This window comes from Streptomyces lunaelactis, from assembly GCF_003054555.1.
In the GTDB taxonomy this organism is placed as follows: Bacteria; Actinomycetota; Actinomycetes; order Streptomycetales; family Streptomycetaceae; genus Streptomyces; species Streptomyces lunaelactis.
Window position 1 is genome coordinate 4,603,925 of the sequence record NZ_CP026304.1, and the last position, 13,874, is coordinate 4,617,798.

General features: G+C 68.4%; 18 protein-coding genes and 3 pseudogenes. 19 read left to right on the top strand and 2 right to left on the bottom strand.

Translation table 11 applies throughout. From position 1 onward, the window contains the following. Positions 1–109: 109 nt before the first annotated feature. From SLUN_RS21200 to SLUN_RS21230, 7 genes and pseudogenes are all read left to right on the top strand, one after another. Positions 110–292 (top strand): annotated as a pseudogene (locus SLUN_RS21200) (transposase); the annotation flags it as partial. Next, entirely contained in the window at positions 258–653 is a 396-nt protein-coding gene (locus SLUN_RS21205; RefSeq protein WP_108150622.1) for a hypothetical protein, read from the top strand. The pseudogene SLUN_RS21200 and the gene SLUN_RS21205, both read left to right, overlap by 35 nt. A 76-nt stretch (positions 654–729) precedes the next feature. Next, the gene (locus SLUN_RS21210; RefSeq protein ID WP_108150624.1) at positions 730–1,065 is read left to right on the top strand and encodes a DUF6233 domain-containing protein; all 336 of its coding nucleotides are present in this window, start codon (positions 730–732) and stop codon (positions 1,063–1,065) included. 26 nt (positions 1,066–1,091) lie between these two features. Further along, positions 1,092–1,340, top strand: a complete 249-nt coding sequence (locus SLUN_RS21215; protein ID WP_108154866.1) for a hypothetical protein — start codon at positions 1,092–1,094, stop codon at positions 1,338–1,340. 43 nt (positions 1,341–1,383) lie between these two features. Continuing rightward, entirely contained in the window at positions 1,384–1,605 is a 222-nt protein-coding gene (locus tag SLUN_RS21220; protein WP_108150626.1) for a hypothetical protein, read from the top strand. Between the two features lie 255 nt (positions 1,606–1,860). Continuing rightward, complete coding sequence (locus tag SLUN_RS21225; RefSeq protein WP_254710004.1) at positions 1,861–2,352, top strand: GntR family transcriptional regulator; 492 nt, start codon at positions 1,861–1,863, stop codon at positions 2,350–2,352. Continuing rightward, positions 2,353–2,926 (top strand): annotated as a pseudogene (locus SLUN_RS21230) (HD domain-containing protein). It begins immediately after the preceding gene. Here the strand turns inward: SLUN_RS21230 and SLUN_RS21235 are convergent. Next, positions 2,914–3,387, bottom strand: a complete 474-nt coding sequence (locus tag SLUN_RS21235; protein ID WP_108150632.1) for an NUDIX domain-containing protein — start codon at positions 3,385–3,387, stop codon at positions 2,914–2,916. The pseudogene SLUN_RS21230 and the gene SLUN_RS21235 sit on opposite strands and share 13 nt — an antisense overlap. A gap of 2 nt (positions 3,388–3,389) precedes the next feature. Further along, on the bottom strand, positions 3,390–4,148 hold the full coding sequence (locus SLUN_RS21240; protein ID WP_108150633.1) for a helix-turn-helix domain-containing protein: 759 nt from the start codon (positions 4,146–4,148) through the stop codon (positions 3,390–3,392). 454 nt (positions 4,149–4,602) lie between these two features. Here SLUN_RS21240 and SLUN_RS21245 point away from each other — a divergent pair, with 454 nt between their 5' ends. The 12 genes and pseudogenes from SLUN_RS21245 to SLUN_RS21300 all read left to right on the top strand — a co-directional run bounded on the left by SLUN_RS21245 (position 4,603) and on the right by SLUN_RS21300 (position 13,824). Next, positions 4,603–4,899: a hypothetical protein gene (locus SLUN_RS21245; protein WP_108150635.1), complete on the top strand. Its 297-nt coding sequence runs from the start codon at positions 4,603–4,605 to the stop codon at positions 4,897–4,899. Beyond that, positions 4,896–5,867, top strand: coding sequence for a DUF2637 domain-containing protein (locus tag SLUN_RS21250; protein ID WP_108150636.1), 972 nt, complete (start codon positions 4,896–4,898; stop codon positions 5,865–5,867). The genes SLUN_RS21245 and SLUN_RS21250 overlap by 4 nt, the downstream gene beginning before the upstream one ends. Then, a pseudogene (locus tag SLUN_RS21255) lies at positions 5,867–6,250 on the top strand (RRQRL motif-containing zinc-binding protein); the annotation flags it as partial. The gene SLUN_RS21250 and the pseudogene SLUN_RS21255, both read left to right, overlap by 1 nt. Before the next feature lie 82 nt (positions 6,251–6,332). Beyond that, on the top strand, positions 6,333–8,576 hold the full coding sequence (locus tag SLUN_RS21260) for an FtsK/SpoIIIE domain-containing protein (RefSeq protein WP_108150638.1): 2,244 nt from the start codon (positions 6,333–6,335) through the stop codon (positions 8,574–8,576). Between the two features lie 140 nt (positions 8,577–8,716). Further along, entirely contained in the window at positions 8,717–8,968 is a 252-nt protein-coding gene (locus SLUN_RS21265; protein ID WP_108150640.1) for a hypothetical protein, read from the top strand. A 36-nt stretch (positions 8,969–9,004) separates the two neighbouring features. After that, a complete protein-coding gene (locus tag SLUN_RS21270) occupies positions 9,005–9,193 on the top strand; it encodes a hypothetical protein (protein WP_108150641.1) in 189 nt (62 codons plus the stop codon). Positions 9,194–9,203: 10 nt separating this feature from the next. Beyond that, positions 9,204–9,815, top strand: coding sequence for a hypothetical protein (locus SLUN_RS21275; protein ID WP_108150643.1), 612 nt, complete (start codon positions 9,204–9,206; stop codon positions 9,813–9,815). A 1-nt stretch (position 9,816) separates the two neighbouring features. Then, entirely contained in the window at positions 9,817–10,287 is a 471-nt protein-coding gene (locus tag SLUN_RS21280; RefSeq protein WP_108150645.1) for a hypothetical protein, read from the top strand. Between the two features lie 90 nt (positions 10,288–10,377). Further along, positions 10,378–11,277: a bifunctional DNA primase/polymerase gene (locus SLUN_RS21285; protein WP_108150647.1), complete on the top strand. Its 900-nt coding sequence runs from the start codon at positions 10,378–10,380 to the stop codon at positions 11,275–11,277. Further along, complete coding sequence (locus SLUN_RS21290) at positions 11,274–12,443, top strand: AAA family ATPase (protein ID WP_108150649.1); 1,170 nt, start codon at positions 11,274–11,276, stop codon at positions 12,441–12,443. Before SLUN_RS21285 ends, SLUN_RS21290 begins: the two co-directional genes overlap by 4 nt. Further along, positions 12,436–12,642: a helix-turn-helix domain-containing protein gene (locus SLUN_RS21295; protein WP_108150651.1), complete on the top strand. Its 207-nt coding sequence runs from the start codon at positions 12,436–12,438 to the stop codon at positions 12,640–12,642. The genes SLUN_RS21290 and SLUN_RS21295 overlap by 8 nt, the downstream gene beginning before the upstream one ends. Further along, positions 12,643–13,824: a tyrosine-type recombinase/integrase gene (locus SLUN_RS21300; protein ID WP_108150653.1), complete on the top strand. Its 1,182-nt coding sequence runs from the start codon at positions 12,643–12,645 to the stop codon at positions 13,822–13,824. It begins immediately after the preceding gene. Positions 13,825–13,874 lie beyond the last annotated feature (50 nt).

Consider the following 13,874-nt stretch of genomic DNA (forward strand, 5'->3'; position numbering starts at 1 on the left):
TCATGTCGATTCATGATGGATCGGATCACAGGACGGCGCAGCATAGGTTCGGCAGAACAGGTGAACGTCCCAGTCGTCAAGCGTCTGGCCATGGCGCTGGAAGAACCGTGCGCTGACCGGCCAAGCCCGCCGGTGGGAGCCCCGCCGCCTACGACTGCGGCTGTTCTCCACGGCCGCCCAACTCGTCACCACCGGACGTCGCCGCATCCTCCGCCTCGCGGCGCACTGGTTCTGGACCGGTGTGATCACAGACGCCCTTGACCGGCTCCAGGCTCTCCCGAACCCCGGCTGACCAGCACCTTCCCGCCCCTGCGACCCCGCACCACACACCGGAGCCGTGGAACCCGGCGCTCACCCGGCGTGACAGCCGGGGCCCAGCCCTGCCCACGGTCAGCCCGACCCATCAGCCGCAAAGCTCCCAGGAATGGGAGCAGTGGCTGCGGACAATTCGCACGGCGGTCCGCAAGGACGCGATCACCGTCGAAGCCGGTGCGGGCACGCCCGACGATCTCGTCGCTTTCCGACTGATCCATGCCATTGCCACCGCTGGCGCGGCGGCAATGAACTTTGCGGGCTTTCAGGGCATGCCGATCGCGGCATCGTTGCAGGTCATCGACTCGCTAGCCCTGTTAAGTCAGTGGCATTGGGTCTAGGTGCTCTTCGGTGAGCCCCCGCCTCTCTGAAGGTCGGGGGCTCTCTGTTATCGGGCCCGGATCTAGAATCGAATATGTGTCCGAAAATGTGCCGCGTCTGGAGCTGCTCCGGTTCCTTCGTCGTGTCCAGGAGCAGCAGCTCCAGCAGACCGACCGGTGGATCGCGCAGGAGGAGCAGCGCGAGGCGGCAGCAGCCCGCGCAGCGCGCACCCGGCCGCCCGTCGATCCGGGCTGGTGCGTGTCGTTCGGGATCGGCGGTGACCGCAAGCCGCTGGAGGTCCACGTCGGGGACTGCGGCATGGCCAAGCACAGGAAGCCGGTGAGCCAGGAGCAGGCGCGCAGGGCGATGACGGAGGAGGGTGTCGAGGCCTGCGCGTTCTGTCGGCCGGATACGGCGCTCGGAGTGCTGTGATCGGGGCCCCGGCGCAGCCTGAAGGTATGGAACACGCCCCGATCGTCGTGCACCGGATATCCCCGTCGGGCGGGCGGCGGGTCACTGTCCGTGTCGAGGGGGATGAGCGGATCCTCGGCCTCGCCCGGTCGGACGCTGACGTGATCGAGTTCCTCCGCCGGGCTGGTGTGCCGGATCCGGACGAGCTGGTCCTCGGTGGCTCGAAGTTGATCGACTGGGTGGGTGGCGAGCCGGGGAGGTACGCAGCGGAGCCGTCCGACACCGATATCCCGTGACGGTCCGGATGCGTCCGGCCTCGTACGGATGGACGCTGGGACCATGGCCGAGGACGCGCCCGTGATCGTGCATCCGGTGTCGCCGGACGGCGGCAGGCGGGTGACGATCCGCGGTGAGGCTGTGGGCGTGGCCTCCAACCTGTTCGACCTGCTGGAGTTCCTGCGCCGTGCGGATCTGCCAGAGGCTGACACTGCGATCGACGATCCGGAGCTGATCGAGTGGCGGGGTGGCGGCCCGGAGACGTGGGGCGAGCCGACGCCCTGAGTCCGCTACGCCGCGGCGATGATGCCTTGCTCGGGTCCACAGAGCCCCGCAGTCCTGACAGCGGGCGCACAGGGTGGCGCCTGCCCCGCCGTCCTCGATGGTGCCGCCCGCACTGGCCGACAACCCGATGCGCTCCGTAACCGGACAGCCCGGACAGCACCTACCTCCGCTGTCCGGTCCGTTTATCCAGGTCAGCGCCTTAACCGGACAGTCGGACAGCTGGGACACCATCACATGAAGTTGAGCATGGGAGCCTTGACTGAGACGACGGCACAACGAGAGGGAGAGCGTGTGTCGCAAGAGGCCAGCCCTCGGGGGACCTTCTTGAAGATCGCTGACGCGGTGAAGGCGCGGATTGAGGCTGATCCGAATATGACGGAGCTCCCGTCAGCAGCGGAGCTCATGCAGGAGCACGGGGTGTCTCGTGGAGTCGCGCTCCGGACCTTCGCAGCGCTTCAAAAGGATGGGTTCGCAGAGCCACGGCCTGGCGGCAGGTGGCAAGTGGTCAGGGAGGGTCTGGACCGCCGACCGTTGGACGAGAGGATCGCCGACTTGATCAGAACTGAAAGGTTTGACGTAGGGGCAGAGTTCCCGAGTGCGTCTGTGTTGAGCGCGAGGTTCGGAGTCTCGCGCCCGACCGTGGGCAAGGCTCTCGACAAGTTGGAAGCTGCCGGGCTGCTGTCCGAGGGCGGGCAGGGCAAAGTTCGGAAGGTGCGGGCTCTGCCGAGTGGAGAGGAGCGTTCCTAGTTGAGCACCACGGGACTGATTGAGTGGGCTTACCCTCTCGCCGAATCGCTGCTTGCTGAACCGCTGCCCCGGAGGTGGAAGCACTCGTTGGGTGTTGCGGAGCGGGCGCGAACGATTGCCCCGATCCTTGGCGCGGACGCTGAACTGATGGAGACGGCCGCGGTGCTCCATGACATCGGTTATTCGCCAGACCTCGCCAAAACCGGTTTCCACCCGCTCGACGGAGCCCGCTACCTGCGCGACGTCGCTGGAGCAGACGAGCGGGTTGTACGCCTGGTGGCGCATCACTCATGCGCGTGGATGGAAGCGGAAGCGCGCGGGCTCCGCGAGGAGTTGGAGAGCGAGTTCCCTCGCGAGCATCCTCACCTCAATGACGCGCTCTGCTACTGCGACATGAACACCACGCCAGATGGCACCCCGACAAATCCACTGGATCGCGTAAACGAGATCGCCGGGCGCTACGGGCCAGACAGCCTGATCGGCACGTTCATCCGCCGCGCCGAGCCGGAGATCCTGGCGAGCACAGCGCGCGTACTCGAACGACTCGCCAACCGCTGACCGTCAACCGATGTAGGGCGCCGTCCGCGTCCGATCTATGGCGTGCTCGATCCGGAGTCGCATGGTCGCGTGAACGTCATACTCCGACAGGTCCGCTGGGTCGACCCAGCGGACCTGCGTCGTCTCATTGCTTGTTCGGATCTCACCGCCGATCGGCCGGGCGCGGAAACAGATGCTGAACTGCTGCCGGGCCTCGCCATCGTCGTACAGCATCACGTGGCCGGGGTCGGTGTAGATCCCGGACATGTCGATGACTTCAGCCTTGATGCCGGTCTCTTCCCAGACCTCGCGCACCACGGTGTCGCTGATGGACTCGCCAACGTCGTGACCGCCACCGGGAAGCGCCCACCGCCCGTTGTCTGAGCGCTGGATCATCAGGACCTGCCCCGCATCGTTCTGCATGAAAGCCACGACGGACGGCACAACGGAGTTGGCCGGCGGGGCGTCAGGGTCGTGGAGGTAATCGATGCGTCCCATGTTCAGGCTCCCGTGATGTCGTGGTCACTGATCTGGCGCGCGCCTCCCCAGGTCTGCTCGATGCTATTCGCATACGTGTCGAAGAGCCCTCCCCCAGGGAGCCGCCGCAGGTGGAGCACGGGAGCCATGAACGCGCCGATGCCGTAGACGTGGGTGTTCACCAGCATCTCGTCATCCGCCCGGAACAACGAGTTGTAGAGCGTCGCATCGTGCAGCCGAAAGCCGATGTCCGGGTGGCTGGTGAAGAGCGGCCGGTAGTTCATGAGCGCGTTGCGGATCTTGCCATCCATGATCTCGTGCCCCTCGTCTATGCCACGTTGCTGGACCGCGGCACAGCCCGGATCGCCAAGCAGGATGCGAACTTGCGCGCTTCCCTGGACCTTCGCCTTCAAGATGTCGATGAACTGCGGGTCTTCCGACAGCCACAGACCGGCATACACGAGAACGTCGAGGTGCCTTTCGGCCCGCCCGTAGATGTCGCGCCAGAGGCCGGGCGGCACCGTGTGCCGATGCGGGTAGACGGTGACGATCTCGGCCTTGCTCAGGTCCGTTGCGCTTTCGACGGCTCGGGAGTCGTCCCACAGGGTCGTCACGTCGACTTTGAGCAGTGACGCAGTGGCGTACTGGTGCCGTCGGTACGGAACTTTGCCTTGCGTGATCCAGCGTTCGACCGTCTTCGGGTTGACGTCGATCGCGTCAGCCAGATCCTGCACGGTCATGCCCTGCGCCAAGAGAGCTGATCGCAAACGCTCGTTGGACATCTCCACCCCCGATGGGACGTCTTGGGAGCTCTTGACGGTAGCCAGATCAACCTGAGCTGTCCACGGGTGGGGTGACCAACGCCCCCCACCTGCACTGATTCTGATGGTGCGCCAAGAAGTTCCGGCGCAGGCCCGAGAAGTTTCGCCGCTCTACTTGACGCCACCCCTATGCAGTACCTGTAATACAGGTACTGCATCGCTCGAAGGGTCCCTGAAACGGACTCGACGGAAGCGACTGATCTTTGAGAACTCCATATGGCCACCGCCTCCACAGAAAAGGCGGCTCGCGCGGACACCGATCCGCGCACTGCTCGAAACCGACGGGCTCAGCGGCCGAACGTGCCGCTGCCGGATGCACGAACCCGCACGAAGACCCCTGCCGCGGCGGCGGGACTCCCCAGCAAGGTCGCCTGCCGCCGCGGTTCTCCCTGTTCCTCCGACTCAGGAGAGCTCTATGCGTACCTACATCGGCGGCCATGAGGTCGTCAGCGATACGGATTTCGTCGAACTGGCCCTGGGTACCCCTGTTGAGCTGTGGCTCGGGGTGGAGGGCGAGAGCGAGATGGAGCGGGCGGCCCGTCTGGACGCGGCCCGCGACATCCTCGCCGACAACCCCGACCTTCCCGACCGCGTGAGCCAGATCGCTGCCGAGGCGATCGAGGCGTTCGCCCCAGAGCTATTCAACGTGGCCCCGCTGGCTGGGGCCAAGGTCCGCCGTCGGCAGCCGCGCCGGAACGGGTTGGCGGCATGACCACGGCAACCGAGACGCGGCCCGCGGTGCCGCCGCTGACCCGGCCCGAGCTGTGGCTGTTGGGCGCGGTCGCCGTGTTCGCGGCCGGGGTGGGCGGTCTGGGGCTGGCTTCCTCGTTCGAGGCAGTCTCGACTGCCGGGGCGCGCTGGGGCTTTGCTTCCCCGTGGATGCTGCCGGTCGGCATCGACGTGGCGATCCCGGTGTTCACGGCGGCGTTCCTGCTGCTGATCCGCACCGATATGCCGTTGGGCTGGGTGCGGTTCGTGCCGTGGGCGCTGACCGGGGTGACGTGCTGGCTGAACGTCGCGGCGGGGCACTCGCTGTCCGCGAAGCTCGCGCACGGCACGATGCCGCTGCTGTGGGTGGTCCTCTCCGAGGTCGCCGCGCACGTCTATGCCGCGCGGATCGGCGCGGTCACGGGTCGGCGGATGGAGAAGATCCGCCGCTCCCGCTGGCTGCTCGCGCCGCTGTCCACCTTTGCGCTGTGGCGCCGGATGACGCTGTGGGAGATCACCTCCTACTCCGACGCACTCGGGCGTGAGCGTGAGCGGCAGCTCGCTCGTGCCGAACTGCGCGAGCGCCACGGACGGCGCTGGCGCTCCAAGACGCCGCGGCCGGAGCGGGTACTCCTCAAGCTCGGGGAGCTGAGCCCCGCGAGCGAGGACCTGCCGCCCATCGATCCCAAGACACCGGTGCCGCCGGAGGATGAGGCGCCCAAGGCGCCGCGCAAGCGCACGGCAAAGGCCAAGCCGAAGGCACAGCGAACCCCGACTGAGCTGCTGGCCGAGGCCCGCGAGGCCACCGCCGATTGGGCTGACGACGCGATCAACGCTGAGGCGATCCGTACGACGCTGCACTGCTCGGCAGCCAACTCCCGCATCCTGCGGGATGCGTTGCTGGGCGAGCGGGCCGACGGCAGGCGCCTGCACCCGGTGGACGACGACGAGTCGGATGAGGCGGCCGCCTGATGTCGCCGACGTTCGGCAAGTGCTACGACCCCAACGGCACGACGTACGGGATACCGACATACCCCTGGCGGTTTGCCCCGGACGGCTACGCCACCCGTCGCCAGCTGCGGGCCCACGGGTTACGGCCCGGCGGGCAGCCGGTCGCCGCGCAGGTGATGCGCCGCTGCCGCGGCCGCAAGTCGGGCGCCCTGGTCGCCTACCTCTACCGCATCGACCGCGCCAAGCCGGTACGGCCGATGACCCCCGCGAGGCGGGCAGCGCTCGACCGAGCGATGGCCGCCCGCCGCTGGTGCCCCGCCTGCCGGAACGATGCCGGGTACTGCATCCCGACCTCGCTCGGCATGTGCGTCACCTGCGCCTACCCCGACGAACAGCGCGCCGCCGTAAGTACACGACAGGGCCCGACCGCTCACCTCTCACAGCGTCGGCCGGGCCCGTCATCCCTCACCTCTGGAAGGAAGTTCAGTGAATCACCCCGATGACGAGAACGAACTCTTCAACCGGCTGGAAGCCGAGATGGACGCCGACCCGGCGGGCCACGTGGTCGACCTGGACAAGGCGCGGTCGGCCCGTGGCGGGTCGGCCGACGCCGGGCCCGACCGGTCGCCCGATGCCGGTACCGACTCGCAGCCGACCGAGTCGGCCGACTGGGACCCCGACCAGTCGGACGACTCCCGCCCGACCCTGGTCGACCGCACCGAGCCGACCGCGTCGGGTCCGGGTCTGATCGACCGGATCAAGAGCTCGAAGCGCCTCGACGTCATCCCGGTGTGGATGAAGTCGGTCGCAGAGTTCAAGGACGCAATGAAGTGGCTGGCCGGGCATGCCGGGCACACGGTCGCATTCCACGCAGTGCGGGTGCCGATGCTGTACGTGCCGAAGCTGATCTGGCGCTCCCCGCGCGGCCTGGCCAACGGGGTCGGCCGGATCGGCCGTTGGGCCGTGGATGCCGAGGGCGAGCCGCTGCGGCAGGCCGAAGCACGCCGCGAGAACTCCGAGCTGTATCTCAAGCTGTCCAAGCAGCGCGACCGCCGGGTACGCCTGCGCATGCTCCTCGCCATCCTCGGTGCCCTGTTCGCCCTGGGGCTGGGCCTGTTCCTGGTCTACGGAGCGGAGCCGATGACCCAAGTCATCGCCGCCACGGCCGGCGTGCTGGGACTGGGCATGCTGGGTGCGCCGGCCGATGCACCGCTCGCGACGCGGGCGGTCATCAAGACCGAGGTGCAGAAGCTGACCAGCGACATCGTGGTCAAGGCCATGGCGTCCATCGGCATCGGCCAGATCGCCTCCGCGGTCGCCAAGGGACAGGACGGCATCCGGTTCGCCGCCCCGATCACCCGCGAGGGACCGGGCTGGCGCGCCGACATCGACCTCCCCCTGGGCGTCACGGTCGCCGACGTCGCCGACCGCCGCGCCCGCCTCGCCTCCGGGCTGCGCCGCCCGCTGGGGTGCGTGTGGCCGGACGCCGACCCGAATGAGCACGAGGGACGCCTGATCCTGTGGGTCGGCGACCGGGACCTGTCCAAGACCGGCATCGTCAAGTGGCAGCTCGCCAACGCCAAGCGGCACGACATCTTCAAGCGCAACCCGTTCGGCATCGACCCGCGCGGCCGTGACCAGTCGGTGCCGATGATCCAGCACAACGCGCTCGTCGGCTCCCTGCCCGGACAGGGCAAGACCAGCGCCGTTCGGGTGCTCGTATGCGGGGCGGCCCTGGATCCGTCGGTGGAGCTGTGGCTGCACGAGAACAAGGGCACCGGCGACCTGGACGCCCTCGAATGCGTCTCGCACCGGTTCATCTCCGGCATCGATGACGACTCGATCAAGTACGCGGCCGACTCCCTCAAGCTGCTGCGCGAGGAGGTCATGCGCCGCGCCAAGGCCATCAAGCAGCTGCCGCGGGACCTGTGCCCGGACAAGCGCATCACCCGACAGATCGCCGACATTCGCTCACTGAAGCTGTGGCCCCTCGTGGCCGTCTTCGACGAGTGCCAGAACCTGTTCGCTCACCCCAAGTACGGCAAGCAGGCAGGCGAGGATGCCGAGTTCATCATCAAACTGGGGCGTGCGCTCGGCGTGATGCTGATCCTGGCCACCCAGCGGCCGGACAAGGACTCGCTCCCCACCGGGATCAGCGGCAACGTCTCCATCCGGTTCTGCCTCAAGGTCGCAGGCCAGACCGAGAACGACATGATCCTGGGCACCAGCTCGTACAAGAACGGGGTGCGCGCCACCCAGTTCCGGCCCGAGGACGACGCCGGTAACGGCATCCTCAAGGGCGCCACCAGCCTCCCGGTAGTGGTGCGCACCGCCTACCTGGACGACATCGCCACCGACGTCATCGCCCAGCGCGCGCACGCGCTGCGCAAGGCGGAGGGCACGCTGTCCGGGGTTGCGCTCGGAGAAGAATCCCAGACCGCCCCGGGTCCGTCGTACGACCTGCTCGCCGACGTCGCTGCCGTCGTGCCCACCACGGAAGAGCGGGTGTGGAACGAGCGGATCGCATCCCGTCTCGCGGAGCTGCGGCCGGAGGTCTACGGCGGCTGGAAGGGCGAGAACGTCACCAGCGCCCTCAAGCCGCACGGCATCAAGACCACCGGCATCGCCGGAATGACCGACGACGGGGACCGCACCACCCGGCGCGGCATCGTCCGCGCCGACCTCACCAAGGCAATCGCGGAGCGTGACGAAAACCGGGGCTCCGCCTAGCCCCACAGGGCCGCTACCGGTAGCAGGCTGACCTGCTACCGGTAGCACCCCCGCTAGCACCCCAAACCGCACCCCACCAGCGATCTAGCGCATAGCACCCCACCAGCGCAAACCCCGAAAACCGGCCTGGGAGGGCCCTGATGACCCCCATCGCTGCTGCTATCGCCTGCCTACTCGCCGTCACGCTCTGTTACGCGGCGATGTGCGCGGGCAGCCCCTTCGGCCGCTGCCGCAAGTGCAACGGCTGGGGCTTTGAGATGAAGACCGACCGCAAGGGAGCGCTCAAGCGTGGCAAGGACTGCCGCCGCTGCAAGGCCACCGGCCGCCGCATACGCATCGGCCGCTGGCTCTTCAACCGCGCCCAGCGGATCTACCGCGAAGGCACCCGCTGACCACCCCGCCCCACATCCCGAAAGGAGGTTCCGCGCATGGCCGTCACCGTCTCCCTCGTGGCCCTGTTCGGACTGGTCCTGTTCTTCCTGCTCCGCTCCAAGACCCTCGGCTACGGCGCCGCATTCGTCGCCGCGATGTTCGGCTTCTTCCTCGCCTCCACCGGCGCAGCCGGACCCATCAACCAACTGGCCACGGCCGTCATCAGCGCCGTCGGCGACCTGTAGAGGAGCGACCGTGAACGAACCCATCGTCGCCCGCCACTGGCTCGCCCTTGCCGCCCCCAAAGTGGCACCTGCCGTGGCTACGTCCACCGTGCTCATCCTCGGCCGGATCTGGAACGCGAACGGCGCCGAACACTCCGTCGGCAACGCCGCGTTGATTGTCGTGCTCGCCACCGGAGCCGCGACGGCCGGCGCGTTCGCATCCGCCGGTCGCGCCGGAGACAGTGTGATTGCCGGGACCGCGTTCGCCGCGTCCGGCGGGCTCGCGCTCGCCGGGGTCGCCGGATACGCCGACGGCATCTCGCTGCCGCTGCTGCTGTGGGTCCTGGCCACCGCCATCGCGTACGGACTCGCGGCCCGCTACTGGCGCACCGACCGCCGCGACAGCCTCGCGCACGAGCGGCGGACCACCGAGCGGCGTGAGGAGCACGCGCACGTCGAGCGGGTGGAAGCCCTGCGCGCCGGAGCACAGATCGAGGTCGCCCGCTCCGGTGCCGCCTACGCCGAATCCCTCGCCACCGCACTCATCACCCGCGCGGCGCTGCCCGGCTTCGACCCGGCAGCGCTCGCGAAGGCCGGACTGCCCGAACTCACCCCCACCGTCGAGACCACCAAGGAGCACTGACATGGACATCAACCCCGACGAGGTCGTGACCGTAGAGCTGGACTGCGAGGGCTGGACCGAGCCGTACGCACGTGACATCACCCGCCGCCAACTCGGGGAACTGCTCCTGCAGCTCGATGACATGAGCGACGCGACCGACAACGCCGACCCCGCGCCGCAGCCGCTCCCTTGGCCGACGCCGGAAGAAGCGTACGCCACCGCGCCGTGCATCCCCAGCGAGATCGGATGGACCGCCTACCACTCCGTCGGGCGTCCCACCGGCGCCCTGCTCGGGCGGGAGTTCTGGCTCCGCAAGGCCGCGGTCCTGGACCGCGTCGCCCTCAAGGACGAGGCCAGGGAGGTGTTCGGCGATGCATGCGAGGCCGCCACCGACGCGGCCCGCCACCTGCTCGACATCGACCACGCCGAGGGCATCACCGACCCGCGCGGCTACGTCCGTCAGCAGTACGCCCTGTGGGCCAAGAACCAGTAGCAACGCCGCGGCGGCGGGACTCCCCAGCAAGGTCGCCCGCCGCCGCGGTTCTCCCCGCTCCGTCCAAAGACAGAACAGGAGACACCGAGAATGCCTCAACCCGAACGCTCCGCGCTGCACCAGGCCGCGCAGGATGCCGCCGCCCGCGGCTGGCACGTCTTCCCCCTCATCCCTGGCGACAAGCGGCCCGCTATCCGTAACTGGGAGACGCGCGCCACCACGGCCCCCGAGCGCATCGCCCGGTGCTGGGCCCATGCGCCGTACAACATCGGCATCGCCACCGGCCCGTCCCGGCTGGTCGTCGTCGACCTGGACAGGCCCAAGAGCCCCGACGACACCCCGCCGGCCGATTGGTCTGCCCGCGGTGTCGCCAACGGCGCCGACGTGCTGAAGGTGTTGTGCGACCGGCACGGACAGCCGTACCCCAGCGCCACCTACACGGTCGGGACGTGGAGCGGCGGCACGCACTTGTACTTCGCCGCGCCCGAGGGTGAGGAGCTGCGCAACACCACCGGCGACAGCAGTAAAGGGCTCGGCTGGAAGGTGGACACCCGGGCCGTCGGCGGACTCGTCGTCGCCGCGGGCAGCACCTTCGGCGGCCGCCCCTACACGGTCCTCGACAACTCGCCCGTGCGTGCGCTGCCGGGCTGGCTGCTGGAGCTGCTGCGCCCCGCCCCGCTGCCGCCGCAGAAACCCATCACGATCGCCCTCACCGCCCGGGACCGGCGCACCGCGTTCCTGCGGTCGGCGGTCAACGGGGAGTTGGAGCGCGTCACGAGGTCTGGTGATGATCAGCACAACAACGCGCTCTATATCGCCTCAGTCGCCCTTGGACAGCTCGTTGCCGGGGGAGAGCTGACCGAGGCCGACGTGACCGGCTGGCTGCTGACCGCCGCGCTCCAAGTGGGCCAGGGCGAGCGGGAAGCGCGCCGCACCATCGCGTCCGGGCTGCGGGCCGGGGTCAGGCGTCCGAGGACGGTGGCGGCATGAGCACCAGTCCGAACCCGATTCCGCCCCTGCACCTGTACTCCGTTCCCAGCGACCCGCAGACTCCTGCCGCGGCAGCCGTGAAGCGGGAGCGGCCCCGGACTTCGTGGACCGCGGACCAGCTCATGGCCGCGGAGTTCCCGGAGCCGAAGTGGGCCGTGCCCGGCATCCTCGCCGAAGGCGTCAGCCTGCTGGCCGGACCGCCCAAGGTCGGCAAGTCCTGGCTCTCCCTCGGACTTGGCCTCGCGGTCGCCGCTGGGGGCCAGGCCTTCGACTCGGTACCGGTCCAGGGTGGCCCGGTGCTCTACCTCGCGCTGGAGGACACCCCCCGCCGTCTTCAGACCCGGATGGGCAAGCTGCTGGGCGGGCAGAAGGCACCGGCCGGTCTGACCCTGGTGACCGAGTGCCCGCCCTTCCCCCAGGGCGGCAGCGAGGCCATCGCCCAGTGGCTGGAGCGCAACCCGGACGCGCGCATGGTCGTCATCGACGTGTTCGCCAAGATGCGCGGACAAGCCCCGCAAGGCGTGTCGGCCTATGACGCGGACTACGTCGCCGTCACCTACGCGAAGCGGCTCGCGGACCACTACGGCATCGCCGTCGTGCTGGTCCATCACGTCCGCAAGATGGCATCGGAGGACTTCCTTACCGAGGTCTCCGGCACCAACGGCATCGCGGGCGCGGCGGACGCGACCCTGGTGCTCAAGCGGGCCCGCGGGCAGGCCGACGGCATCCTGCACGTCACCGGACGCGACGTGAACGAGGCCGAGTACGCGCTCCAGTTCCAGGACGCATCCGGAGCCTGGCACTTGCTCGATGGGCCGGTCTCGGATCACACCGTCGGCGACACCCGCGCAGCCATCCTGCGCTACGTACGCGCCAACCCCGGCGCCCGACCCAAGGACATCGCCGAAGCACTCCCGGACGCCGACGCGGACACCGTGCGCCGCACCTGCTCCCGCATGGCCGCAGACGGCCAGCTCGCCAAGGACGCGGGCGGCCGCTACTACCCGGACACCGACACCCGGACCCAGGCCACCCAAGAGGTGTCCCAGCTGTCCGACTGTCCGGTTAACCCATCTGACCTGCAAGAACGACCCGGACAGTCAGAACTGGAGCTGTCCGGGCTGTCCGACTTCGGTCCTGAGGAGACGGGAGAGCGCCGTGCTTGAACCCCATCTGTCGGTTCGCGAGGCAGCAGTGTTCCTGGGTGGTGAGCGCTTTGTGCGGCGCCTTATCGCCGAGCGGCGCATCACTTACATCAAGGATCAGCGTCGTGTGCTCATCCCCGAGAGCGCCGTGATCGAGTTCCTGGCTGCTCGCACGGTCCCGGCGCTTGTGTCCCGCACGCGTCGTCGGAGGGCTGCCTAAGTGGCAAAGAAAGGACCGAAGAAGGGCAAGAACTTCCGGCGCTTCGGAGCGGTACGTCAGTACCGCTCCGGCCGCTGGACGGCTACCTATCTTGATCTGCTCGGGGAGCGTCGACGTGCACCGGACACCTTCGCAACCAAGACCGATGCTGAGGTCTGGCTGAGTCAGGTTGAAGCGGACCTCACACGCGGAGACTGGCGAGACCCAGACGCGGGGGCGGTCAACTTCGAGGAGTACGCCCTGAAGTGGGTCGTGGAGCGCGGTATCGCGCCCACCACGGATGAGCTTTACCGGCGACTCCTGCGGCTGCACATCCTCCCGGCGTTCGGGCGATATGACCTGGATCAGATAACCCCACCGCGGGTCCGCGAGTGGAGGGCCGAACGGCTCACATCGACCGGTGCCACGACAGTGGCCAAGTCGTACCGACTCCTGAAGGCCGTACTCGAGACCGCCGCTGCTGACGAGTTGATCCGCCGGAACCCCTGTCGGATCAGAGGAGGAGGCAAGGAGTCCGCGATTGAACGCGAGATCGCCACAGTGGAGCAGGTAGACGCGCTCGCGGACGCGGTCGGGCCCCGGTGGCGGCTCATGGTTTACCTCGGTGCGTACGGCCCGATGCGGCCGGAGGAGCAGGCCGAGCTGCGCCGTAGGGATGTGGACCTGGACAGCATGACGATCCGAGTCCGCCAGGCCGCGCCTGAGCTGAGCACTGGTCGGCGAGCCGTGGGCGACACCAAGTCCGCGGCGGGCAGGCGCTACGTCGTTCTGCCGGCCTTTCTGCACACGGACCTGAGGAGACATCTCGACTGGTACGCGGAGAAGGAGCCGGACGGACTGCTGTTCGTAGGGGAGAAGGGCGCTCCCTTCCGACGCTCCTCCTTCGGACGGAAGTGGCGGAATGCACGAGCCAACGTCGGGATGCCGGAAGGCTTCCGCTTCTACGACCTTCGCCACACCGGTCACACGCTGTCCACGCGGTCCGGAGCCACGCTCAAGGACACGATGGTGCGCGCCGGACAGTCGTCGGAGAAAGCGGCGCTGATCTACCAGCACTCAGACCGCGAGCGTCAGAAGGAGGTGGCGAGCGGGTTGGACAAGATGGTCCGAGCCGCGCGGAAGAAGGGTTCTGACCAGCCTGAACAGGGTCCAAGTGGTGCGGAAGTGGTGCGCGACGCCTGAATCGGTCTAGACAACACGAAGGCCCGGGTTGGGGACCATGTCCCTGACCT

Coding starts and splice junctions, on each gene's coding strand:
- SLUN_RS21245 (WP_108150635.1), top strand. CDS start 4,603: ATGCGTACCTACATCGGCGGCCATGAGGTCGTCAGCGATACGGATTTC.
- SLUN_RS21235 (WP_108150632.1), bottom strand. CDS start 3,387: ATGGGACGCATCGATTACCTCCACGACCCTGACGCCCCGCCGGCCAAC.
- SLUN_RS21290 (WP_108150649.1), top strand. CDS start 11,274: ATGAGCACCAGTCCGAACCCGATTCCGCCCCTGCACCTGTACTCCGTT.
- SLUN_RS21265 (WP_108150640.1), top strand. CDS start 8,717: ATGACCCCCATCGCTGCTGCTATCGCCTGCCTACTCGCCGTCACGCTC.
- SLUN_RS21215 (WP_108154866.1), top strand. CDS start 1,092: ATGGAACACGCCCCGATCGTCGTGCACCGGATATCCCCGTCGGGCGGG.
- SLUN_RS21285 (WP_108150647.1), top strand. CDS start 10,378: ATGCCTCAACCCGAACGCTCCGCGCTGCACCAGGCCGCGCAGGATGCC.
- SLUN_RS21280 (WP_108150645.1), top strand. CDS start 9,817: ATGGACATCAACCCCGACGAGGTCGTGACCGTAGAGCTGGACTGCGAG.
- SLUN_RS21220 (WP_108150626.1), top strand. CDS start 1,384: ATGGCCGAGGACGCGCCCGTGATCGTGCATCCGGTGTCGCCGGACGGC.
- SLUN_RS21270 (WP_108150641.1), top strand. CDS start 9,005: ATGGCCGTCACCGTCTCCCTCGTGGCCCTGTTCGGACTGGTCCTGTTC.
- SLUN_RS21240 (WP_108150633.1), bottom strand. CDS start 4,148: ATGTCCAACGAGCGTTTGCGATCAGCTCTCTTGGCGCAGGGCATGACC.
- SLUN_RS21250 (WP_108150636.1), top strand. CDS start 4,896: ATGACCACGGCAACCGAGACGCGGCCCGCGGTGCCGCCGCTGACCCGG.